The organism is Ruegeria sp. G2 (genome assembly GCF_056533505.1).
The window spans coordinates 225,512-247,021 of sequence record NZ_JBQFON010000001.1 but is presented as its reverse complement, the minus strand read 5'-3'; the positions used below and the strand labels follow the sequence as shown (position 1 = coordinate 247,021).

17 protein-coding genes and 1 riboswitch are annotated in these 21,510 nt (G+C 57.6%); of the genes, 5 read left to right on the top strand and 12 right to left on the bottom strand.

What is annotated here, in order from left to right:
* Positions 1 to 88: 88 nt before the first annotated feature.
* The 6 genes from ACR0DU_RS01210 to ACR0DU_RS01185 form a co-directional block, all read right to left on the bottom strand.
* A complete protein-coding gene (locus tag ACR0DU_RS01210; RefSeq protein WP_480872029.1) occupies positions 89 to 1,462 on the bottom strand; it encodes a multicopper oxidase family protein in 1,374 nt (457 codons plus the stop codon).
* A 73-nt stretch (positions 1,463 to 1,535) separates the two neighbouring features.
* The gene (locus tag ACR0DU_RS01205; RefSeq protein ID WP_029621754.1) at positions 1,536 to 2,174 is read right to left on the bottom strand and encodes a cell wall hydrolase; all 639 of its coding nucleotides are present in this window, start codon (positions 2,172 to 2,174) and stop codon (positions 1,536 to 1,538) included.
* A gap of 186 nt (positions 2,175 to 2,360) precedes the next feature.
* Complete coding sequence (locus ACR0DU_RS01200; RefSeq protein WP_480454634.1) at positions 2,361 to 4,946, bottom strand: putative PEP-binding protein; 2,586 nt, start codon at positions 4,944 to 4,946, stop codon at positions 2,361 to 2,363.
* Positions 4,947 to 4,958: 12 nt separating this feature from the next.
* Positions 4,959 to 7,178, bottom strand: a complete 2,220-nt coding sequence (glyS, locus tag ACR0DU_RS01195; RefSeq protein ID WP_480872026.1) for a glycine--tRNA ligase subunit beta — start codon at positions 7,176 to 7,178, stop codon at positions 4,959 to 4,961.
* 9 nt (positions 7,179 to 7,187) lie between these two features.
* The gene (gene gltS, locus ACR0DU_RS01190) at positions 7,188 to 8,396 is read right to left on the bottom strand and encodes a sodium/glutamate symporter (protein ID WP_480872733.1); all 1,209 of its coding nucleotides are present in this window, start codon (positions 8,394 to 8,396) and stop codon (positions 7,188 to 7,190) included.
* Positions 8,397 to 8,401: 5 nt separating this feature from the next.
* Complete coding sequence (locus ACR0DU_RS01185) at positions 8,402 to 8,923, bottom strand: DUF6446 family protein (RefSeq protein ID WP_480872024.1); 522 nt, start codon at positions 8,921 to 8,923, stop codon at positions 8,402 to 8,404.
* A gap of 78 nt (positions 8,924 to 9,001) precedes the next feature.
* On the opposite strand from ACR0DU_RS01185, the gene ACR0DU_RS01180 reads away from it, so the two are divergent.
* On the top strand, positions 9,002 to 9,634 hold the full coding sequence (locus ACR0DU_RS01180; RefSeq protein WP_480872022.1) for a MarC family protein: 633 nt from the start codon (positions 9,002 to 9,004) through the stop codon (positions 9,632 to 9,634).
* Here the strand turns inward: ACR0DU_RS01180 and ACR0DU_RS01175 are convergent.
* Positions 9,631 to 10,572 (bottom strand): glycine--tRNA ligase subunit alpha, encoded by a 942-nt coding sequence (locus tag ACR0DU_RS01175; RefSeq protein ID WP_480715163.1) that lies wholly within the window; start codon positions 10,570 to 10,572, stop codon positions 9,631 to 9,633. The two genes, ACR0DU_RS01180 and ACR0DU_RS01175, sit on opposite strands and share 4 nt — an antisense overlap.
* Before the next feature lie 207 nt (positions 10,573 to 10,779).
* Between ACR0DU_RS01175 and ACR0DU_RS01170 the strand changes: the two genes are divergently transcribed.
* Entirely contained in the window at positions 10,780 to 12,519 is a 1,740-nt protein-coding gene (locus ACR0DU_RS01170) for a serine protease (RefSeq protein WP_480872020.1), read from the top strand.
* 56 nt (positions 12,520 to 12,575) lie between these two features.
* Here the strand turns inward: ACR0DU_RS01170 and ACR0DU_RS01165 are convergent, their stop codons facing one another.
* The 5 genes from ACR0DU_RS01165 to metZ all read right to left on the bottom strand — a co-directional run bounded on the left by ACR0DU_RS01165 (position 12,576) and on the right by metZ (position 19,174).
* Positions 12,576 to 14,150 carry a thiamine pyrophosphate-binding protein gene (locus tag ACR0DU_RS01165; RefSeq protein ID WP_480872018.1) on the bottom strand — a complete coding sequence of 525 codons (1,575 nt, stop codon included), beginning with the start codon at positions 14,148 to 14,150 and terminating at the stop codon, positions 12,576 to 12,578.
* Positions 14,150 to 15,598: a TrkH family potassium uptake protein gene (locus ACR0DU_RS01160; RefSeq protein WP_319546907.1), complete on the bottom strand. Its 1,449-nt coding sequence runs from the start codon at positions 15,596 to 15,598 to the stop codon at positions 14,150 to 14,152. Before ACR0DU_RS01160 ends, ACR0DU_RS01165 begins: the two co-directional genes overlap by 1 nt.
* Before the next feature lie 51 nt (positions 15,599 to 15,649).
* Complete coding sequence (locus ACR0DU_RS01155; RefSeq protein WP_480872016.1) at positions 15,650 to 16,417, bottom strand: hypothetical protein; 768 nt, start codon at positions 16,415 to 16,417, stop codon at positions 15,650 to 15,652.
* Positions 16,418 to 16,698: 281 nt separating this feature from the next.
* A complete protein-coding gene (gene folE2, locus ACR0DU_RS01150) occupies positions 16,699 to 17,802 on the bottom strand; it encodes a GTP cyclohydrolase FolE2 (protein WP_480872015.1) in 1,104 nt (367 codons plus the stop codon).
* Positions 17,803 to 17,983: 181 nt separating this feature from the next.
* Positions 17,984 to 19,174, bottom strand: a complete 1,191-nt coding sequence (metZ, locus tag ACR0DU_RS01145; protein WP_480872013.1) for an O-succinylhomoserine sulfhydrylase — start codon at positions 19,172 to 19,174, stop codon at positions 17,984 to 17,986.
* 62 nt (positions 19,175 to 19,236) lie between these two features.
* Positions 19,237 to 19,314: riboswitch (SAM riboswitch) on the bottom strand.
* 129 nt (positions 19,315 to 19,443) lie between these two features.
* Here metZ and ACR0DU_RS01140 point away from each other — a divergent pair.
* From ACR0DU_RS01140 to ACR0DU_RS01130, 3 genes are all read left to right on the top strand, one after another.
* Positions 19,444 to 20,133: a glutathione S-transferase N-terminal domain-containing protein gene (locus ACR0DU_RS01140; protein ID WP_480872011.1), complete on the top strand. Its 690-nt coding sequence runs from the start codon at positions 19,444 to 19,446 to the stop codon at positions 20,131 to 20,133.
* A 188-nt stretch (positions 20,134 to 20,321) separates the two neighbouring features.
* Positions 20,322 to 21,026 (top strand): creatininase family protein, encoded by a 705-nt coding sequence (locus tag ACR0DU_RS01135; RefSeq protein WP_480872009.1) that lies wholly within the window; start codon positions 20,322 to 20,324, stop codon positions 21,024 to 21,026.
* A gap of 158 nt (positions 21,027 to 21,184) precedes the next feature.
* Positions 21,185 to 21,508: a 2Fe-2S iron-sulfur cluster-binding protein gene (locus tag ACR0DU_RS01130; RefSeq protein WP_010439247.1), complete on the top strand. Its 324-nt coding sequence runs from the start codon at positions 21,185 to 21,187 to the stop codon at positions 21,506 to 21,508.
* Positions 21,509 to 21,510: the final 2 nt, after the last annotated feature.

Below are 21,510 nucleotides of genomic sequence, written 5' to 3'. Positions count from 1 at the left end.
CGGGCTCGGTGGACTGATCAGCCCACTTTAGGCGTTTCGCGGGCGTATAGCACCGTAACATGCGCCTTTCCAGCTATCGATTGCGGCGTTACGTGACCCGAAACCAGCTCATCATTCCCGATGCCGCATGGCCTAGCATGTGACAATGCAACAGCCAGTTACCTGGATTGTCGGCGACAAGCGCCACCCGCCGCACCTGCCCACGCTCAACGAGAACAGTGTCACGCCACGGCCCCAGCGTACCATCCTGCAAGATTATGCGGAAATGGTGGCCATGCAGATGCATGGCATGTGGAAATGCCGTTTCATTTGCAAATTCAATCCGATGAACCGATCCCAATCGCACATCCAGAAACGGATCATCTGGCCGCTCTGCATATCCGTTCAATGCCCAGAATCTCCCTAGCTGTGCCAACTCACGACCTGAAAGCTCCGCATCGCCCAAGTTGGCGCTCTCCAGCCAGCGCATTGCCCCACCTTGCATCGTCATACGATGCAGCGGAGTGTTCTGCAGTGTAATTTCGGGCATCCGATTTACCGGTAGCGGATCAATTTCAGTGCGCGCAACACGTGATGAAACTCCTGACACGTCAAACTTGAGCAATCCGTATGCGCCGTCCCGCTCCACGCTGACAATGCTCGCCGCCTGTCCCGAGTTCGCCAAAACATCAACGATCAGGTCGGCCCGCTGCGCGGGTGCCAATGGGAAACTGTTTTTAACCCGCAACGGAACCTTAAGCGGCATACCGTCAAGCGCCACGATCCAGCCGGCGAGCCCGTCGAGCGTGACGTCGAATACCCGGGCATTCGCCGCATTGATCAGCCGTAAGCGTAATCGTTCAGACGTCTTTACCGGATAAGAAGGGTCAAACCTTCCGTTCACCGTTATAAGGTTGCCCAGCCGACCCGCATGGCTCAGATCATGACCATTGTCGAAATCGTCTGAAATCTCTGCGCTTTCGGGGTCAAGGCGCCAATCGTCCAGCATCAGGCTCAGGTCTTGATCAACATCGGGTCCGCTGGCCTCTTCGACGATCAAAGGGCCATAAAGCCCTCGCGCGACCTGTTCCATAGATTGATTATGCGCGTGGTACCAATAGGTCCCTGCATCAGGCACCTCGAAATCATAGTCAAAACTAGCCTTCGGCTGCACAACCTCCTGCGTCAGACCGGGCACTCCATCCATCGCATTGTCAATCCGGATGCCATGCCAGTGAACAGTCGTTGGCTGGGGCAGCTTGTTAACAAGTTTGCGACGCACCCGGGCGCCCTGTGGAACACGGATTTCGTTACCCGGAACACCACCGCTATAACTCCAGATCGGAGTTTTCGGATACCCTTGGGGCGCGATCTGCTGCATGGAAGTCTGCGCCACCAACTCGGAGGCTGATGCCATCGCCACGCGTGGCATCATCGACAAGGCCAAGGTCGATTGTAGAAACTGTCGGCGTGATATGGTCATTACGAGCCTCCTGGCTCGCAACATAGTCGGTAAAACGCCTAGAGCCAGCACCCTTCCAGCGCTGGTGCGTCAATCAGTTGCTGGCAGTGCGATAGTTGTGCTTGTAGAAAATATGCACACCAATCCGCGCAGTTTCCTTGTAAACCCGTGACCAAGACGGGCGAACTGCCTTCGTGTGATAGTGTGTAGCACCCGCTGTCATCTCTTCAGCAACGCCATCGATCGCCGCACGGGCAACCTTGGCGACACGCTCGTAAGCACGCTTTTCGTGGATGACCTCTTTGTGGCCATCGCAGGTGTAAGTAAACTGGCACTGATACTTCTTACCGGTTCCCTGCTTGATCACACCACAAAGTGAATTCGGAAAGCGTCCGCTTTCGACGCGGTTCATGATCACTTCGGCTACGGCAAATTGCCCGCGTACGCTTTCACCACGGGCTTCGAAATACAGCGCCTCTGCAAGACAACGGAAATGTTCATCTCCGTTTGCGTTGGGCTGCTGATCCAACCAACCTTTGGTGTAAGAGATTTCAACCTTTTCCGGTGCCTTACGCGGCTTGAACAGCGTAAGATAGTCGCGAAAGTTCTGCGCTGGCAGCTCGTTACGGGCAACCAGTTCAACAGGTTTTTCGTCGTTCTGCCGTTCGGCGAACAACAAACTTGGCAGCACGGCTGCGGCCCCCACGGCGACAGCCATTATGTAGCGTCTCATCAGATAACCTCGCACAGGCACAAACGCGCCATACCCTCCCCCGGCGGGCGCGACGAGGCACATACCCCACTTCGAGGCAGACGTCCAGTTTTCAAATAAATGCAAGTAAAAAATCGCCTACGCCACCGATTTTCATCGACAGCGGGGCAATTACTTCGCCACTATTTCTAGGTAGTGGACAGTTAGTCAACCCCCAAGTTTGGACGAAATCGCCAGTTGAGCGGCAGACAGCCTAGCGACCGGAACTCGGAAGGGAGAGCAGGACACGTAGTCAAACCCCAAAGCTCGGCAGATGGCGATTGATTCGGGGTTACCACCATGTTCACCACATACTGAAAGCGTAACGTCCGGCTGAGCTTCCCGACCACGTTCGGCCCCAAGCTTCAGCAGTTCGCCAACCCCGTCCCCATCAAGAACGTGAAATGGATCTTCATTGAAGACCCCCAAATTCACGTAAGCCGACATGAACCGCCCCGCATCGTCGCGCGACAATCCATAGGTCATCTGAGTCAAATCGTTGGTTCCAAAGCTAAGAAAGGCGGAATGCGGGGCAATCTCATTCGCGCGCAGACAGGCCCGGGGCGTTTCCACCATCACGCCCAGCCGATAGTCGAATTCCTGCCCTTGCTCCGAGGCAACCTCGGCCGCGACCGTATCGATCCGGGTTTTAACCAGCTCAACCTCGCGCTTGGCCGAAACCAGCGGGATCATCACCTCGGGCACCACGGGCGCGCCTTCCTTGCTGGCCTCCAACGTTGCTTCGAAGATCGCGCGCGCCTGCATGTCGTAGATTTCGGGTACAGTCACGCCCAAACGTACGCCACGCAGCCCCAGCATGGGGTTGTATTCGCTCATCGCCTCGACCCGACGCTCGACATCAGAAACGGGCAGGTCCAGCGCCTCGGCCAGTTCTCTCTGTCCACTACGGGTTGTGGGCAGGAATTCATGCAATGGCGGATCGAACAGGCGGATGCAAACCGGCTGCCCCTCCATGATACGAAACAGCTGTACAAAATCCTGCCGCTGCATCGGCAGCAGGCGTTCCAGCACCGCAGCACGCCCCGAGGGCGTTTGCGCAAAAATCATCTCGCGCATCACGGTCAGACGACCCGGATCAAAGAACATGTGCTCCGTCCGGCAAAGCCCGATCCCTTCTGCTTGAAAATTCCGCGCAGTCTGTGCATCGGCAGGCGTATCGGCATTCGCGCGGATCGCAATGTCCCGCTCGGCGTCGGCCCACCCCATCAAGGTTTGAAAGCAATCATCCAGCGCTGCCTCAAGCATTTCCGGCTGGCCTGCCAGAACCTGCCCGGACGTGCCGTCGATGGTCAGAATGTCACCTGTTTTGAACACCCGCCCATCCGGAGCGTTCAGCAGCTTTTTCTTGGTTTGAAACCGCATCTCGGACGCGCCGACAATACAAGGCAGTCCCAAACCTCGGCCGATCACCGCCGCATGGCTGGTAATCCCACCCTTTTCGGTCAACACCGCAACCGAGGCATGCATTCCCCGCACATCCTCGGGCGAAGTTTCACGGCGCACAAGAATACAAGGTTCACCCCGTGCAGCGCTGGCCTGCGCTTCGGCGGCGGTAAATACAATCCGACCTGTCGCAGCGCCTGGGCTTGCGGCGATGGCCGTGGCCAGAACATCACGTTCAGCGTCTGGGTGAACCTGACGGTGCAGCAGTTCATTCAGCGAGTGCGGGTCGATGCGCATCACAGCCTCTTGCGGCGGGATGATCCCGTCCTCGGCCAAACGCACCGCAATCCGCATGCCTGCTCGCGATCCGCGTGGCACCCGGACACCATCCAGAATATGTACCTGCCCGTTCTGAACGACAAACTCGACCTGCATCTCTTCGCGCAGCTTCTCTCGCATCAAGGCAGCATTGGCCTTGAGATCTGCGAAAGCTTCGGGAGCCACATCTTCCAGTGATGGTCCGCGCTCATCCTTCTCAAGATACAGCGCAGCAACGCCTTCGCCGAGCGCATCGCGCCCCTGGCTCTGGCTCAGATACCGCCCAGTGATCTGAGGCATGCCCGTTGCCGGATCAATCAGTTGCAGCACGCCCGATCCACATTCGCCTTGCCCCACGCCCGGGATCATTTCCTGAATCACCAGTCCAAGCCCGGCATCTGCGGGTGCCCCTTTGGCCTGTCGCAGCAACCGGGCCGAGGTTCCATCCCACGCCCGCGCCATCGACCGCAAGACACCGATCAACTGCTCACCCCGATCCTGAGGGAAGACCTCGTCGGTTTCATCTTCATACGCGCGCAGAGACAAGCTCAGCCCTTCGCGACCATCCGTCTCGATATCATCGAATACATCCGGGTCCAGACGGGCCACATGCAGCGCGTAGCTCTGCACGAACCGAAGATAGAGCGCCGCCGCCGCTTCTGCGCCCATATCCGCCGATCGATCGAGATAACGCGCATCATTCATACCGATGTTCAGCACTGCGCCCGGGCCACCCCAATCTGGGTCTTCTGAACTAGGCCGTACACACAGCAGCGCCTCGGCATCGAATTGTTCCAGAATGGCGGCGATGTCAGGCACCTGACCCTCCGCGATGCGCTGCACCGCGTCAAAAGACAGCGCCACCGTGCGTGGCACCGGCATGTCCAGTCGGACCAGTCTTTGCAGGCACTTCGCCCGGCCGCCATGGGTATTGGCGGCAACGGGCGCTTTCGGAGTGATAAGCGTGGTATGCGGATTATTCTGCACTGCGGCACCTTTTGGTTTGCCCGCAGCATAAGGCCCTGCGCCCATGGCGCAAGGGCGTTATCCCTCGATCCGAGTCAGATCAGCCACGCTGGAGCAGACCTCGCGGATCTGGCTCAGCAGGTTCAGACGGTTGCGGCGCAGAATGTCATTATCGGTATTGACCTGCACGTCCTCAAAGAACGCATCCACCGGCCCGCGCAGTTCGGCCATTGCCGCCATCGCCGTTGGGAAATCCTCGGCCTTCAGCGCAGGATCGATCTTGACCTCTGCCGCGTCAAGCGCCGCAAACAGCGCCTTTTCGCTGTCGGTCTCGGCAAATTTCACATCCGCGCCGTAAGAGTATTCCACCCCATCCTTCTCTTCCGCCTGAGACAGGATGTTGTTGGCCCGCTTGAACCCCTGCACGAGGTTCTCTCCGTCCTCGGTCGCGATCACCGCGTTCAGAGCACGCGCACGTTTGACCAACAGGTTGAGGTCGTCATTCCCCTCCATCGCGATACAGGCGTCGATGACATCATGGCGGATGCCTTCGTCCCGGAGGAAGACTTTGAGGCGGTCGTGGAAGAAAGAAAGGAGATCGTCAGACGCGTCAGGAACCTTTTTCTCAAGCTCAAGAAATGCTGTTGCGGGCAGTCCTTCAAGCTTTTCTTTGACTGTCTGGAATGAAGCACCAAAGACACCATGTTCTGCGATTTCTTCCAAGAGATCGCGGACATTCGTTTCGGGCAAGGCGTCATTGATAGCGCTTTCTGCTCGAACAAGTTGGCTATCGAAGAAACGGTCCAACCGAAGGCGTAGATTGTTATTCACAATTAGTCGAATTACCCCTAACGCCGAACGACGCAACGCAAACGGATCTTTCGAGCCAGTCGGCTTCTCATCAATCGCCCAGAATCCGGTCAGCGTGTCCAACTTGTCGGCCAGCGCCACGGTCACCGAAAGCGGAGCGGTTGGCACGTCATCCGACGGCCCCAGCGGCGAGTAATGCTCTTGCGCCACGGCCGCGACAGCAGCGTCCTCGCCAGCCGCTTCGATATAATACCGCCCCATAAGCCCCTGAAGTTCAGGGAATTCATAGACCATTTCGGAGTTCAGATCAGCCTTGGCCAAACGCGCGGCTTTCTCAGCCTGATCGGCATCCGCTCCGGTTACCGGAGCCAGTTCGCGGGCTAGTGCGGCGATGCGGTCGATCCGCTCGGCCTGTGTACCCAGCTTGTTTTGGAAGGTCACATTCTCCAGCGCGCGGGTCCATTGGGCGATGTCCGACTTGGCAACGCGCAGATCGTTCTCCCAAAAGAATTTCGCATCGGCCAGACGCGCCGATAGAACCTTCTGGTTCCCTGCCAGAATGGTCGCGCCATTATCGGCGGTTTCGCGGTTGGCGACGGTAATGAACCGTTCAATCCGTCCCGTTTTGGGGTTCTTCACGGAAAAGAACTTCTGATGCTCCTTCATCGAGGTCTGCAGCACCTCAGGCGGTAGCTCAAGGAACTCCTCATCGATCTGCCCCATCAGCACAACGGGCCATTCGACCAGACCGGCCACCTCGGCCAGAAGGCCCTTGTCGTCGACGACTTCCAGACCGGCGGCAAAAGCCATGTTCTGAGCATCGTTCCAGATATGCTCGGCACGCTCTTCGGGCGACAGCACCACAAAGGCGCGTTTCAGCTTGGCGGCGTAATCCTCGAACGAGGTCACAGAAAACCGGTTCGGGGCCATGAAACGGTGGCCCTCAGTCGTGTCACCGGATGTGATCCCCTCGACCTCAAGCGACACGATCTGCGCGCCTGCCTCATCTGTCAGGATACACAGGATCGAGTGCAAAGGCCGTACCCACCGCATCGATCCAGCCCCCCAGCGCATCGATTTGGGCCAGGGAAAGTTTCGAATGGCAGCTTCCAAAACCTCAGCGATGATTTCAGCGGCCGGGCGGCCCGCCTTTTCGATGGTGGCGAAATAGACTGCGCCTTTGGGCGTGTCGCGCTCTTCCAACTGATCTCGGGTCAGACCAGCGCCGCGCAGAAAACCTTCAATGGCTTTGTCAGGCGCGCCGACCTTGGGGCCTTTGCGCTCTTCGCGGATCGTAGGGCTTTCCGCAAGCAGGTCCTCGATAGCCAGCGTCAGGCGACGCGGCGTCGTCAGTGCAGCGGCAGAGGCATAGGTCAAACCAGCCTCGACCAAACAGTCCGTGATCCGCTTTTTCAGATCCTCACCGGCGCGGGCTTGCATCCGCGCGGGGATCTCTTCGGAGAACAGTTCGATCAGCAGGTCGGGCATAGTCGGTCCTTAGAAATTGACAATCGTCTGGATGACGATGGCATTGGCGATATCCACAAAGAATGCGGATACAAGGGGCAGCACGATAAAGGCAATAGGTGAAGGGCCATATCGCTTGGTTACGGCGGTCATATTCGCGATAGCGGTCGGGGTTGCACCCAATGCGAAACCTCCGAACCCGGCGGCCAGAACGGCGGCGCGGTAATTTGATCCCATCAGCGGGAACAGTGCCCAGATCACGAACACGACTGCAAACAGCGTCTGAGCGGTCATGATCACCGCGATCGCAAGGCCCAGCTCAGCGATGGTCCATAGTTGCAAGCTCATCAAGGACATCGCCAGAAATGCGCCTAAAGCAAATTCTGATATCAATGCCAGCGATGGTGTGCGCGAAACCGGCTTTGCGTTCGGTGCGACCATGCTGCGCAGATTGGCGATCACGATCCCCATGATCAGGCAGGGCACGAACAAGGGCAGCTTTAACCCAGCCGCACTGATCGCCTCGCTCAAAATCGCGCCGGAAATGATCGCGAGGTTGAGATACAGCAGAACCCGCATGATTGTCAGATGATCAATCTCGGACTTCTGGTCGACCTCATTTGGCAAGCCCACCGTATGCTCTTCCCCCGGCCGTTCGGGGCTGAGCTCGCGCCCCTCGATCAGCAGCCGCGCAATCGGTCCACCGACCAAGGCGGCCAACACAAGACCCAATGTGGCCACGGCCACACCCAACTCGGTTGCACCACTCAGCCCGGTGGCATCCGCAACTTCGGGTGCCCAGGCGATCGCGGTCCCATGCCCCCCGATCAACGCAGCAGACCCGAATAGCACCCCGGCTTGCGCCGGATATCCGAACATCACGGCCCCCGCAGCGCCGATCACATTCTGCGCGACGATGGTTAGAAGTGTCAAAATCAGAAGCAATAGCAATGGCTTGCCGCCCGCGATCAAATCGGACAGACGGGCGTTCAGACCAATCCCGGCAAAGAACAGAACCAATAGGAAATCTCGCGCGGTCAAGCCAAATGACAGCTCAATGCCAAATCCAAGATACAGAGCCAACACCACCAGCGAGGCCAAAAGGCCCCCGGTCACAGGCTCGGGGATGTTGAAGCTGCGCAAGGGCGCAACGCGGGCGTTAATCTCGGCCCCCAACAGGTAAACCGCAAAGCCCAGCGTTGCGGTCAGGAACTCCGGAATTTCAACAACCGTACCCATCTGCGTCAACCCTCGGGTCTGGGTGGGCATTCCTCGCCCACAACCGTGCCGTCATAGGCCTTTTCACCGCAATTGTTCAGTGCGTGCCAGATGTAGCCTTTACCATCCTGTGTAATGGCGACGATCTGATCGACACCATAATGGATGTTCTTGGCGCCCATGAAGGCCTGCGCCTGCCCTGTTTTCAACGCATCGGCAAGCGCGACCGCGTCGTAGCAGTCAAACCATCCCGGCGCAGTCAATGGCTCGGGGTTCTCGACAGGGATGAAATCCACCATCTGATCCGGCATCATCTCAGTTTCGAAACAGGCCCTATACCGGATCGGAGAGCTGTCGGCGTCAATGGCCTGGAACGCAGTATAAGCGATGGGTTCGGGCGCCTCGGCCCCTCGCGCCAGCAATACCACATCCTGGCCCGGGCGTGGCTCGACCTCATAATAGAACCCATAGACCTGCAGATAATACATCCCGGCCCCTGCCAGAACGGCAGAAATCACAAGGATCAGCGCAAGCAGTTTTCCAGTCATCGTTTACGCCGCCTCTTTCAAGTTCACAGAAAATAGGACAGGTTTCAAACTAGTACGAGCAGAAACGAGGCTACACGCATGGAAACCACCCTTGCCGTCGGATTTTTCGGCGCGCTGTTCGCGATCATGAATCCGATCACCAACCTGCCTGTGTTCCTGAGTGTTACGCAAGACCTGCCCGTTTCGGATCAACGCAAAGTGGCTGTGAAAACCGCGCTCTACTGCTTGATCCTTGGTGGAGCCTTCGCCGCAATTGGCAGTCAAGCGCTTGGGCTGTTTGGCATCAGTGTCGATGACCTGCGTGTCGCCGGTGGCCTTGTCGTCCTGATGATCGGGCTGAACATGCTGAACGGAAACGAAAGCAGCTCGCACCATGGGACCGACGGAGAAAAGAAATCCTACCCGGCCCCCGAAACGGTTGCCTTCTATCCCTTGGCCTTTCCGATACTGGTCGGCCCCGGCACGATCACGACCTTGGTCCTCTACGCGCATCACATCAAGACACCGGTCGAAGCCATTGTCTATGCAGGTGTATTTCTGTTTGTCGTCGCTTTGCTGCTGGGTACATTCTGGAACGCCTCGGCGCTGGCCAAGCGGCTGTCGGACAATGCCCGCGTGATCATGAGCCGCTTCATGGGCATGATCCTTGCGGCCATCGCAATCAGCATGATCGCAGACGGCCTGAAGGCGTTGTTGCCCGGTCTGGCCTAGGCGTTGCATAAAACCTCGAACCCGGCGGCCTCGGTCTGCACGAACGCATCGGCGCATTGCTTGGCCAATGCGCGGACGCGACCGATATAGGCCTGCCGTTCGGTCACCGAGATCACGCCTCGCGCGTCAAGCAGATTGAAAATGTGGCTGGCCTTGATGCACTGATCGTATGCAGGATGCGCCATGATGATGCGCTTGCCCGTCTTCGGGTCATCATGTTCCTGCGCCAGAATGGACGCGCATTCGGCCTCGGCCTCTTCGAAGTGGCGCAGCAGGACCTCGGTATTGGCCACATCAAAGTTCCAGCGGGCGTATTCCTCTTCGGTCTGCTTGAAGATGTCGCCATAAGTTAGCGGACTGGGTGATTGCGGATCGTTGAACGGCATATCCATCACATGATCGATGCCCAGTACATACATCGCCAAACGTTCCAGACCATAGGTCAACTCGCCCGAAACCGGCGTACAGTCGTGGCCCCCGACCTGCTGGAAATAGGTGAACTGGCTGACTTCCATGCCATCACACCAAACTTCCCAGCCCAGTCCCCACGCGCCCAGAGTAGGGCTTTCCCAGTCATCTTCAACAAACCGGATGTCGTGCAGGTCCATGTCGATACCGATGGCCTCAAGGCTGCCCAGATACAGCTCTTGCAGATCCGGCGGGCTGGGTTTGATCAACACCTGATACTGATAGTAATGCTGCAACCGGTTTGGGTTTTCGCCATAGCGCCCGTCCGTCGGGCGGCGTGAGGGTTGAACGTAGGCCGCGGCCCAAGCCTTGGATCCCAGCGCGCGCAGGGTGGTTGCCGGATGGAACGTACCCGCGCCAACCTCCATGTCATAGGGCTGCAGGATCGCACAGCCTTTCGACGCCCAATAGGTCTGAAGCCGCAGGATAATCTCCTGAAATGAACGAGGAGTGCTTTTGGGTTCGGTCATGACATTTCCCTTGGACGCCATTTGCGCCCTGTTTCAGTGGGTTTGGCCCTTCCTATGCAAGCCACCAAGGGGCGTCAACGGGCCAAACGGCACTGGCTGTCGCTGAGCAGCCACACCCAGAATTCCCCGTATTCCGGGCATGGCCATCGGGTCGCGATTCCGCGTACTCTGCGGCAAAGTGAAAACACTGCATAAAACGGGCAGACAATGACACGCGTATTTACGGTAATTACATTCTTTCTCTTCTTCGGTCTTCGCGCCGCTTTCGCCCAACAAGACGCCGGCGTTTGGATTCAGATTGAGGCACAGCCCTCGCTTCGCGAAGCGCAGGAGCGTGCTCAGGCTTACGCAAACGCCCTGCCAGATGTGAACGGGTTTCGCCTAAACTCGGGCTGGTATGCCATTGTAATCGGGCCATATCTCCGCGATGACGCCGAGCAGGTATTGCGAGTCTACCGGGCTGAACGCCAGATACCGTCAGACAGTTTCATCGCTTTCTCCAATGCGCTGGCTCAGCAATTCTGGCCTGTTGGAGCCAACATTCTTGAACGGGGGGTGATCAACGCACCCGTACAGCCGGAACAGCAACCAGAACAGCCAGCGATTGGTTTAAGCTTGCAGGACGCAGACGAAACGCGTTCGGAAGCCTTGCAGGGTGAACGCCTGCTGACGGCTCAGGAACGCAAGGACCTGCAGACTGCGCTGCAGGCGGCCGGGTTCTACAACTCGACCATCGACGGTGCGTTTGGTCAGGGTACCCGTCGCTCGATGAGCGATTGGCAAAGCTTCAACGGGTTTGAGGCAACTGGCGTTCTGACCACATTGCAGCGCAAGACGCTGATGGACGACTACAACGCACCGCTGATCAGCGTCGGCATGGCGCGATATTCCGACGTTCAAGCCGGGATCGAGTTGGACATGCCTCTGGGCGTGTTAGCATTTGACCGCTATGAAGCCCCCTTTGCGCATTTCAAACCCGCTTCGGATTTGGACGCCCAAGCGCTGTTGATCAGCCAGGAAGGTTCACCCGCCACCCTTCGGGCGCTGTATCAAGTGATGCAATCGCTTGAGATTGTTCCGCTTGATGGCGAACGCGCCTTACGCGGTAACAGTTTTACGATAGAGGGGCGCAGCCAGGGAATAATCTCGTACACTCAGGCGGCCTTGAAGGACGGGAAGATCAAGGGATTCACTCTGGTTTGGCCTGAAGGCGATGAAGCGCGACGCGCCCGCGTTATGGCCGCAATGCGCGCTAGCTTCACCCCCACGGATGCGGTGCTCGATGCCAGTGCCGGGGCGGAGGCCGAACAACGCATTGATCTGGTCTCGGGTCTTCAGGTCCGCAAACCGCGACTGTCGCGATCCGGATTCTACGCCGATAACAACGGGACAGTCCTGACTGTTTCGGAGGCTTCCGACAGCTGTAGCCGCATCACTCTGGACGGTGGTCAGGAGGTTCAGGTCGCGTGGCAAGACGCTGATCTTGGCGTTTCCGTTCTGCGCCCCAGCCAGACATTGGCCCCAATCAGCGTCGCCGAATTCCAATCAGACCAACCCCGCATTCAGTCTCAGGTTGCGGTTTCGGGCTTTTCTTACGAGGGCGCTTTGGGCGCCCCCACCCTGACCTTTGGCGAGATCGCCGATATTCGTGGCTTGAACGGCGAAGATGGCGTCAAACGTTTGGCGCTGGCCGCGCAGCCCGGGGATGCGGGCGGGCCGGTCTTTGATGACAGCGGCAACGTGGTCGGCATGCTGCTACCCACCCCATCTGAGGGGCGCACCCTGCCCGACTCGGTTAGCCTTGCGGCAAATGTCGATCGCCTGACAGAAGTCCTGAACAAGGCGGGTGTTTCCGGCCAAACCGCACAAAACTCGACCCAGATCTCACCAAACGAGCTAAGCCGCCGGGCCAGTGGAATGACTGTATTAGTTCATTGCTGGGACTGAATATCTGACATCACTGAAAAGGCGCTGGACCGAGGTGCAGCGCCTTTTTTCATGCCTCACAGAATTTCCGGCGTAATTCTGATCAGAGTTGGACCGTCAGCAGTATACGCCTTGCGAACTGCCGCCTGCATCTCATCCAGATTACCCGGTTCTGCCGATCGGGCCCCGAAGGCCTCGGCCAGTTTGCAGAAATCCGGATTGCGCGCGATCACGGCGTTGGGCGCGATCTGACTGCGCACCATGCTGTCTTCGATCGCTTTCAGCTTGCCATTGTCCCACAGAATAATCGGCAGAGGCAGGCCCAACTCCACTGCGACGCCAAGCTCTTGCATCGTGTAGTGGAAACCATAATCGCCCGCGATCACCGCTGTGGGTTTTCCACGTCGCGCCATGGCGCCACCGATGCCTGCGGGTAGAGCATATCCCAGCGTGCCGAACCCAGTCGGGTGATGCCAGTGATAAGGATAATGCATGTCCCAGATTTCTTTCGAGACATAAGCGAACTGCGTCATATCCGAATAGATCATCGTCTCGACCGGCATCGCCTCGCACAGCGCGTCGGACACCTGAACGATGCCCGGTAGTTCGGCGTTTATTTCCGCACGCCAGCGCGCGCGTGCCTCACTTACTTCATCCTGGGACCATCCGCCTGCCGGTTGAACCTTTTCGACGGATTGCCACAACCCATATGCGAAGCTTTCGCCATCAGCCTGAATCTTGACTGTCGCCCTATGGTGGTCGGACAACACTTCGGGGTCGATATCAACGCGTACCAGCTGGGCGGAATGGCCCAATCGATCACGCCACAAATCAACCTCTCCCAGCTCTGCCCCGACAACAACTACAAGATCGGCCGAAGCGATGACCTCGGCGCTGCCCGGACGAGGCAACATCGATCCGAAATCCAGCGGATAGTTGGCCCCAACAAGCCCTCGTCCGGCAAATGTGGTGAAACAGGCAGCACCTAGCTCCGTCAGGATCTGCCGCCACAGGTTGGAGCGGCTACCACCGCCTAGAATGAACAATGGCCGCTGCGCAATATTGAGCAAAGACAAAACAGGAGCGACATCGGGCGGCAACGCCTTGGTACGCAAGGCTGGTTGGTTAGGGAATGGTGCCGGCTCAGCTTCAGCTTCCAGCTGAGCGATCGGGATCTGGATATGCTTGGGCCGTGGTCGCGACAACTCAAAGTCTTCGAACGCTCGTTCAACCAACAGATATGCGGCCTGAGCATCGTCTGCCTGGCAGGACCAGTCTGCCACGGTGTCCGCTGCGCCGCGTTGATCTTTCATCTGGTGCAACTGTCCACGCCGTGACTGAACATCGTCAAGGCAAGAGGACAACACCAGCATTGGAACTGAATCCGAATAGGCCTGGCCCATTGGCGTCATGATGTTGCACAGGCCAGGACCGGTGATCACATAAGCCACACCAGGCTTGCCAGAAGCGCGCGCGTATCCATCAGCCATGAACCCAGCGCCTTGTTCGTGGCGCGCCAGTACATGCGTTATGCCAGCTTCTTCGATACCACGGTACATTTCCTGATTATGAACGCCGGGAATTCCAAAAATCACATCAACGCCGCGATCTTTCAACATATGCGATATCTGCGCACCAAGCGGTCGCTTCATTAGTCTCTCCAGAATTGAACAGTAAATATTGCGTAAACGGCAAGCAGCTCTAGCCGCCCAACCAACATACCTACAATAAGCATCCATTTCGCGCTGTCGTTGAGCCCGGCAAAGTTTCCTGCAGGGCCGATCTGATCACCCAGCCCAGGACCCACATTGGCCAGTGCAGTTGCGGCACCCGAAACCGAGGTTATAAAGTCCAGTCCAGTCAATGCCAGAGCCCATGACAGCACCCCCATCGAAAGTGCGAAGAACATAAAATAGCTCATGACCGAGGTCAGAACATCGCGCCCGATGGGTCGCCCGTCATATCGCGGCACGAACACACCATGCGGAGACCGGATGCGGCTGATCTGCGTTTTGATCGAGGCAAACAGCAACTGATAGCGGAACACTTTGATCGAACATGCGGTAGAGCCCGCACAACCGCCAATTAGGCCGATCAGGAAGAACAGCATGATCGGGAAGCTGCCCCAGCCCATATAATCAACGCTGGCATAGCCGGTACCCGAGATGATCGAAGTGATATTGAACAGCGACTCGCGGAACGCTTGTTCCCAATGGTGTGGAAAGACCGATGTCAGGAATATCGACATGAGAACCACAAGAACCGCAATCGTTGCCAGAAATGCCCTGATCTGACTGTCTTGCCAAAGCGAACTCGTATTGCCATTGGCAAATTGGACATAGCGTACGAATGGCAAGGCCGCGAGGATCATGAAAACGGCGGCGGCGTATTCGGCAGGTCCCGAAAAAGTCCCGAATGATGCATCATAGTTAGAGAACCCGCCGGTGGAAATCGTGGTCAGCGCATGGACCAGAGCGTCAAAGAAGTTCATCCCAAGACCGGCATATACGAGGATGCAGACCACTGTGAGAACGACATAGATCAGGGAAATCTGACCTGCAATTTCTTGCGCACGAGGAAGGATCTTCCCCATGGTTTCAAACCCTTCCGAGCGGAAGATCTGCATTCCGCCTACGCGCAGTTCGGGCAGGAACACCATTGCGACAACGATGATGCCAATGCCACCCAGCCATTGCAGGACCCCCCGCCACAACAACAGGCCACGTGGCAGATCATCCAGCCCCGAGATCACAGTCGACCCGGTGGTGGTCAGCCCCGACATCGCCTCGAAATAAGCATCAACAAAGCGGAGCTCGGTCTCGCCGAATACAAAGGGTATGGCGCCAAAAACCGGCAACGCCACCCAGACGCCCGAAGTCAGCAAAAAGGTCTGACGGATGGTCAGACCTTCGCCCACCCCGTTCGAACAACTCATCGCAAGAACGCTGCCGGTCAGCAGTGTGATGATCGCGCTTTCAAAGAAAACATGCCACTCGCCCCGCCCCTCGATCATGTCGACAAGCATGGGCAGCAGCATGGTCGCCCCTAGAATGGCGACCAGCAGGCCAATCACATATCCGACCGGGCGAAGATCCATCATGGCGGGCAGCGTTGGCGCGCCAACCCGACGGTGTCAAGCAGATGATCGGCGTTAACTGTCGGATTTTGCCTCAGAGCCCGGCATCGCGGGTGGCTTCGACGGGGCGCGTGCACGACGCTGCGCTGGTTTGGCCTGCTCAGCCGACGCAGCTGCCGGTTTCTGCGGCGCAGGCTTTGCTGCGGCAGGTTTCGGGGCCACTGTGACCTGATGCGCAGCTTTGGCCGGCGCGGGCTTTGCGGGGGCAGGCTTAGCTGCCGCAGGTGCCTTGGGCCCAGCTTTTGCCGTTTTTGCCGACGCTTTCGGCGCTGCGGCGACCGGTTGTGCCTTGGCCTGCGCGGAGGATTTGAACTCCGCGACCGCCTTGGCCGCCGTTGATACTGGCTTGGCCGATTTCGAGGCGGGTTTCACAGGCATCATGGCCTTGGCCCGTGCTGTTTTCACAGCCGGCTTGGCCGCAGGGGTCGCCATGGGTGCAGCGGCCGCAACCTTAGGAGCCGCCGCTTTCGGCACGGGTACCACCGCAGACTTAGCCGCTGCCTTTGGCTTAGGTGCCGCTTTGGTTTTCGGCTCGGCTTTATGCTTTGCTGCAACCTTGGTTTTAGCAGCCGGCCTGGCTGGCTTTCGTTTTGCTGGTGTCGCCGCTTTGCGGGCAACCGGTGCGGGTGCCTCGACTGTCTTCAGTCCGTGCAGAGATGTCATCGGCAGATCAAAAGCGGCGCGGGTCATGATCTGCATGATCTCAATCTGACTGGCCATTGCGTAACCGGCCATCCGGATGGCCGCTGCATGAAACTCAAGCGGTTGAGTAATCGGATTCATTGCATGTCTCTCCTGATAAAACCGAGGCAGCGGGAAAATGAGTAAAAGACTCCACCCGCCCCAATCGTCCGGGCGGATTTGCAGGTTGGCGGTCCAAGGCGTTGCACGTCCCGGCTTCCTTTCGGGCTGCACCATCCGGATTTTGCGGAGGCGCAGCAGCTGCACTCAGGGGCAACCTATCGCAAATTGAGGTGCAAATGCAGCATTATTTGCTGCATTGCGGCAAAAAAGCGCCCATGCGGGATTTATGATCGTTTTTCCAGCAGCTTCCGTGGGGTCAGTCAGCCCACATGAAACAGCGTCGTGAACAAACGCGGGTCCAGACTAGCCGTTTCGAACGTTGGACCTTCGGTCAAAATCGAGACCGCATCATGGCTGTGCAGGCTTTCCTGATGGCTGGCAATCACGCGGAAATCGCCGACATGATGATCGGCCTGCAACTCGGCGCAGAACAGACGCGCGGCATCTTCAACGAAAATGGGATTGGCCGCATTCAGCTCAGCAAATGCCTGTTCATCCTCGCGCTTGACCATCACCTGCGTTTCGGTCGGCACCGCACGGCGACAGAGCGCGATCAGATCTTCGAACCACAGGCAATCCGCGTTGCAATCTACCACGACCGAAATGCGCGCGACTGAACGCTGCGAGTGCGGCGTTGCCAACTGCCCACGTGTGGCGCGTGCGTGTTCGCTAAGTTCCAGTGAACAGGGGCATGTGGACGAATAGACATAGTCGAGATGCATGATCTTTAGACGCTCTCCGCCCCGATCAACCAGTTCCAGCGCGATGTCGTAATACTGGTAACCGGACAATCCCGAACGCAGGCTCTCGATCCGGTCGGGATAGGAAAACCGCATCTGAATCCGCGCATCCAAACTGTCCAGATCGGACAGATAGTCGTTCAGCGCTGCCTCCATCACCTCAAAACTAAAGGTACGCTCGGCGTGCTTGTAGAAAGACCGCATGATCCGGGACATATTGATGCCCTTCTTTTCGGCCTCAAGGCTGACAGATCCGGTGACCGAGGTCTCTAGTGTCAGCTCGGCACCGCTTTTGCGGTGGAACCGGATCGGCAGGCGAAAATTCGAGATGCCGACATGCTGGATCTGCTGCTTCGACCCCCGGATCAGGCTGGACGGCCCGTTCTGCAAATCGGGCAAGCTGGCCCTGTAGGCTACATCTGCCTCAAAGCTTTCGGGATAGTCGCGCGACAAAGCAGGATATTCCGCCTGAGACAGCCCCGGAACAAGCTGCGCCACCGCAGGATCAAGCTGGCTGATTTCGACCGCCGAGGCCGATTTCGCCCATTCCCGCAGTACCTTTAGCGCTGCGGCGGCCTGATCGTGATCGGGTGTCTCGTTGATGTCGCGCGGATGAATGTTCATTGGCACGGATCCCTTGCTAGGCCGACGGTTATATACCACCGAGGTTTAATTACCAGTCCTGAACGATACGCGCGGGATAGCAGCCCGGATCGAAATTCGAGGCGAGAAATCGTCACATTACAACCAAAAGCGCCGGATCAGGCGGTTCACACCCGCCTGACCATGAATTCCCGGCGCGGCGCTAGCCCTGAGATACCTCCAGCGCGCGCTGGATATCCGTCAGCAGATCCCCGGCATCCTCAAGCCCGACCGACAGGCGGATCAGGCCGGGCGTAATACCCAACTCATCGCGCTGTTCTTCGCTCAGGCGCTGATGCGTGGTGGTGGCCGGATGCGTCGCGATCGACTTGGCGTCACCCAAATTGTTCGAGATCACGGGGATCGTTAGCGCATTCAGGAACGCAAACGCTGCGGCTTTGCCGCCCTTGATATCCAGCGACAGAACCGTGCCGCCTTTGCCGCCCAGCTGATCCTGCACCAATGCGTTCTGCGGGTGCGTCTTAAGACCAGGGAACAGTGTCCTTTCTAGTGCGGGATGCCCTTCAAGCGCCTCAGCAATCTTCTGGGCGCTGTCTGCCTGCGCATTCACGCGCAGGGCCATGGTTTCAAGACCTTTGACCATGATCCAGGCGTTAAACGGGCTCAGTGCACCGCCGGTGTGTTTCATGTAGGGTTCGACCGTGCCACGAATGAAATCCTTGGTGCCGATGATCACACCGCCCAGCGCGCGGCCCTGCCCGTCAATATGCTTGGTTGCCGAATAGACAACCACATCCGCGCCCTGCTCGATCGCGCGCGAGAACACCGGCGTCGAGAACACATTGTCTACGATTACAACGGCACCAACCGCGTGGGCCAGTTTCGACACTCCGGCGATATCGATCACCTCAAGCGTCGGGTTCGACATGGATTCGAAGAACACCGCCTTGGTGTCAGGTCGGAGCGCGGCCTCCCATGCGGCCAGATCGGTACCGTCCACAAACGTCACCTCAACACCGAACCGAGTCAGGATGTTTTCAAGGATATACAGACAGGACCCAAACAGCGCTTTGGCCGACACCACATGGTCGCCCGCCTGCAGCATCGAGGTCAGCGCACCATTGACGGCCGCCATACCCGAGGCGGTGGCAAAAGCATCTTCGCCGCCTTCCAAAGATGCTATACGTTGCTCGAACATCGAAACAGTGGGGTTGCCATAACGGGCATAGATGAATTCATCCGGGCCGCTTTCGATAAACCGGGCCTCGGCCTGCTCGGCGTTTTCGTAGACAAACCCCTGGGTCAGAAAGATCGCCTCGCTGACCTCATTATACTGACTGCGACGGATGCCGCCATGGACTGCTTGGGTGCGTTTGTTCCAGCTCTCGCTCATCTCATTCCTTTCAGCCCCGCTTGGGAGGCAAACAAAAAACCCCAGACGCGGCCAAGCGAAAGGGGTCTTTCATCCTGACCTTTTAGCGGTGTTGTTTAGCGTGGCCCGCAATCCGGTAACAAATCGCCACGTGGTAGGCATGCGTTTACGCCCCGTCCCAGGCCTCGTCAAGCCCGTCCCGCTTCGGGTCACGCTTTCGTAAATGGCCCGAGCAGGCTCTTGCCGTTTGCTCAAAAAGCTTCATCATCGCTTCAACCTGAGGAGGCCCCATGATCGATCTGTATTTCTGGCCCACGCCCAACGGCTGGAAAGTGTCCATCGCGCTGGAAGAGATGGAACTGCCCTACAAAACCCACTTGATCAACATCGGCAAAGGTGACCAGTTCGACCCTGAATTCCTGAAAATCTCTCCTAACAACCGCATGCCCGCTATCGTCGATCCGGATGGCCCCGACGGCGAGCCCGTTTCCGTTTTCGAAAGCGGCGCGATCCTGATGTATCTCGCCCGCAAGACTGGGCGCTTTTATGGCAAAACTGAGCGCGACCTGATTGCAGTCGAGGAATGGTTGATGTGGCAAATGAGCGGCGTTGGACCCATGGCCGGTCAGGCGCATCACTTCCTGAAATACGCCCCGAAACTGGAGCCGCCGCAAGACCTGCCCTATCCAAAAGACCGCTATCGCACCGAGGTCGGGCGTCTATACGGCGTTCTGGACCGGCGCCTGGCCGAAAATGAATTTGTTGCGGGCGATTTCTACTCGATCGCCGACATGTCGATCTGGGGCTGGGCGAGCTTGTGGGAGGGTCAGCAGCAGGTACTGAAGGACAAACCGCATTTCGCTCGTTGGTTGGATATGATGGGCACCCGCCCCGGCGTTCAGGCAGGTCGCGCGCTGCATGCCGAGCTAAGGGGGGATCACGGGGACAAAAAATCCCAGGGGATCTTGTTCAATCGGTGAATTCGTTGTCTTTGTCCTGACCCGATTAGTGGGTTCCATCATCATTTATAAAAGGAATGAATATGTGCCAGGCACGTTTGCGCAGAACCATTTGGGCGGTGTGCATTGTCGGGGCAGTGCTCATAACCGCCAGCTTGATGTGGATACAGCAAAAGTCAGACCCGACCAACGATCTTTTTCTTGAACATATGACCTGGCCAGAAGTGTATGCCGCGCTTGAGGAAGGCTACAGAACAATCATCATTCCCACAGGAGGAACCGAACAGAATGGTCCCGACGTCACTTTGGGAAAACACAATTTCGTTGTCGAATATGCCAGTCGGGAAATTGCCGAACAACTGGGCAATACTCTGATCGCACCGGTGATCCGCTATGTACCTGAAGGTGACGTTGCCCCCAACCCCACAGGACACATGCAATGGCCGGGTACAATTTCATTGCCCGAACCGGTCTTTCAGCAGGTGCTAGAAGCAACAATCCGCAGCCTCGCCTCTCACGGGTTCAAGGAGATCCTCCTGATCGGCGACAGCGGGGGAAATCAGGCAGCGCAGTCCCGTGCCGCCACTTCAACCAGCCTTGAATTAGCGACAACCGGGGTAATCGTTCAGCATGTCTCTGACTATTATGAGAAAAATGGCCAGATCGCATTTCTGGAAGATCAAGGTTTCAGTGCAGAGCAAATCGGCAATCATGCTGCGTTGCGGGACACCTCCGAGCTCATGTATGTCAATGCAGATGAAGTCGGTCGCTCACGAGCACCGGTTCCTCCTGGTTGGAGCGCAGGATTCGACGGTCAACCTGACCTCGCGACGCGCGAAATCGGCAAACAAATGGTTCAGCTTAAGGTGGACGCCGCGTTGAAACAGATACAGCGCCGAAGGGACGCAAATTAATAATGCACCCTTTCATAATCAAAGCAGCGATGAGAACAAAAATGGAATTCTCACCAGGAGAATCCAAGCTCAATACGATGAGACGCAAATGAGACTGGAAACATCAGGCTCCCTTCACTAAGGAAGAGTTCGACAACCGAAAAAGGAAGACGCACGCAATGGCAAAGATCACCTATGTCGAGCATGGCGGTACCGAACATACAGTCGAGGTCGCCAACGGACTGACAGTCATGGAAGGGGCCCGTGACAACAATATTCCCGGCATTGAGGCCGATTGCGGTGGCGCCTGCGCCTGCTCGACCTGCCATGTCTATGTTCACCCTGACTGGGTCGAGAAAATCCCAGCCAAGGACGACATGGAAGAAGACATGCTGGACTTTGCCTATGAGCCCGACACTGAGCGCTCGCGCCTGACCTGCCAGATCAAGGTCACCGATGCGCTGGACGGGCTGGTTGTCCAGATGCCCGAAAAACAAATCTGATG

Bases quoted from the DNA above. Each gene is read 5' to 3' on its own strand.
- gltS (WP_480872733.1), bottom strand. From the start codon at position 8,396: ATGGGTACGGTTGTTGAAATTCCGGAGTTCCTGACCGCAACGCTGGGC.
- metZ (WP_480872013.1), bottom strand. From the start codon at position 19,174: ATGAGCGAGAGCTGGAACAAACGCACCCAAGCAGTCCATGGCGGCATC.
- ACR0DU_RS01205 (WP_029621754.1), bottom strand. From the start codon at position 2,174: ATGAGACGCTACATAATGGCTGTCGCCGTGGGGGCCGCAGCCGTGCTG.
- ACR0DU_RS01165 (WP_480872018.1), bottom strand. From the start codon at position 14,150: ATGAAGCGACCGCTTGGTGCGCAGATATCGCATATGTTGAAAGATCGC.
- glyS (WP_480872026.1), bottom strand. From the start codon at position 7,178: ATGCCCGACCTGCTGATCGAACTGTTCTCCGAAGAGATCCCCGCGCGG.
- ACR0DU_RS01135 (WP_480872009.1), top strand. From the start codon at position 20,322: ATGACCTGGCCAGAAGTGTATGCCGCGCTTGAGGAAGGCTACAGAACA.
- ACR0DU_RS01185 (WP_480872024.1), bottom strand. From the start codon at position 8,923: ATGACTGGAAAACTGCTTGCGCTGATCCTTGTGATTTCTGCCGTTCTG.
- ACR0DU_RS01155 (WP_480872016.1), bottom strand. From the start codon at position 16,417: ATGAATCCGATTACTCAACCGCTTGAGTTTCATGCAGCGGCCATCCGG.
- ACR0DU_RS01210 (WP_480872029.1), bottom strand. From the start codon at position 1,462: ATGACCATATCACGCCGACAGTTTCTACAATCGACCTTGGCCTTGTCG.
- ACR0DU_RS01140 (WP_480872011.1), top strand. From the start codon at position 19,444: ATGATCGATCTGTATTTCTGGCCCACGCCCAACGGCTGGAAAGTGTCC.
- ACR0DU_RS01170 (WP_480872020.1), top strand. From the start codon at position 10,780: ATGACACGCGTATTTACGGTAATTACATTCTTTCTCTTCTTCGGTCTT.
- ACR0DU_RS01160 (WP_319546907.1), bottom strand. From the start codon at position 15,598: ATGATGGATCTTCGCCCGGTCGGATATGTGATTGGCCTGCTGGTCGCC.
- ACR0DU_RS01200 (WP_480454634.1), bottom strand. From the start codon at position 4,946: ATGGGCGCAGGGCCTTATGCTGCGGGCAAACCAAAAGGTGCCGCAGTG.
- ACR0DU_RS01180 (WP_480872022.1), top strand. From the start codon at position 9,002: ATGGAAACCACCCTTGCCGTCGGATTTTTCGGCGCGCTGTTCGCGATC.
- folE2 (WP_480872015.1), bottom strand. From the start codon at position 17,802: ATGAACATTCATCCGCGCGACATCAACGAGACACCCGATCACGATCAG.
- ACR0DU_RS01130 (WP_010439247.1), top strand. From the start codon at position 21,185: ATGGCAAAGATCACCTATGTCGAGCATGGCGGTACCGAACATACAGTC.
- ACR0DU_RS01175 (WP_480715163.1), bottom strand. From the start codon at position 10,572: ATGACCGAACCCAAAAGCACTCCTCGTTCATTTCAGGAGATTATCCTG.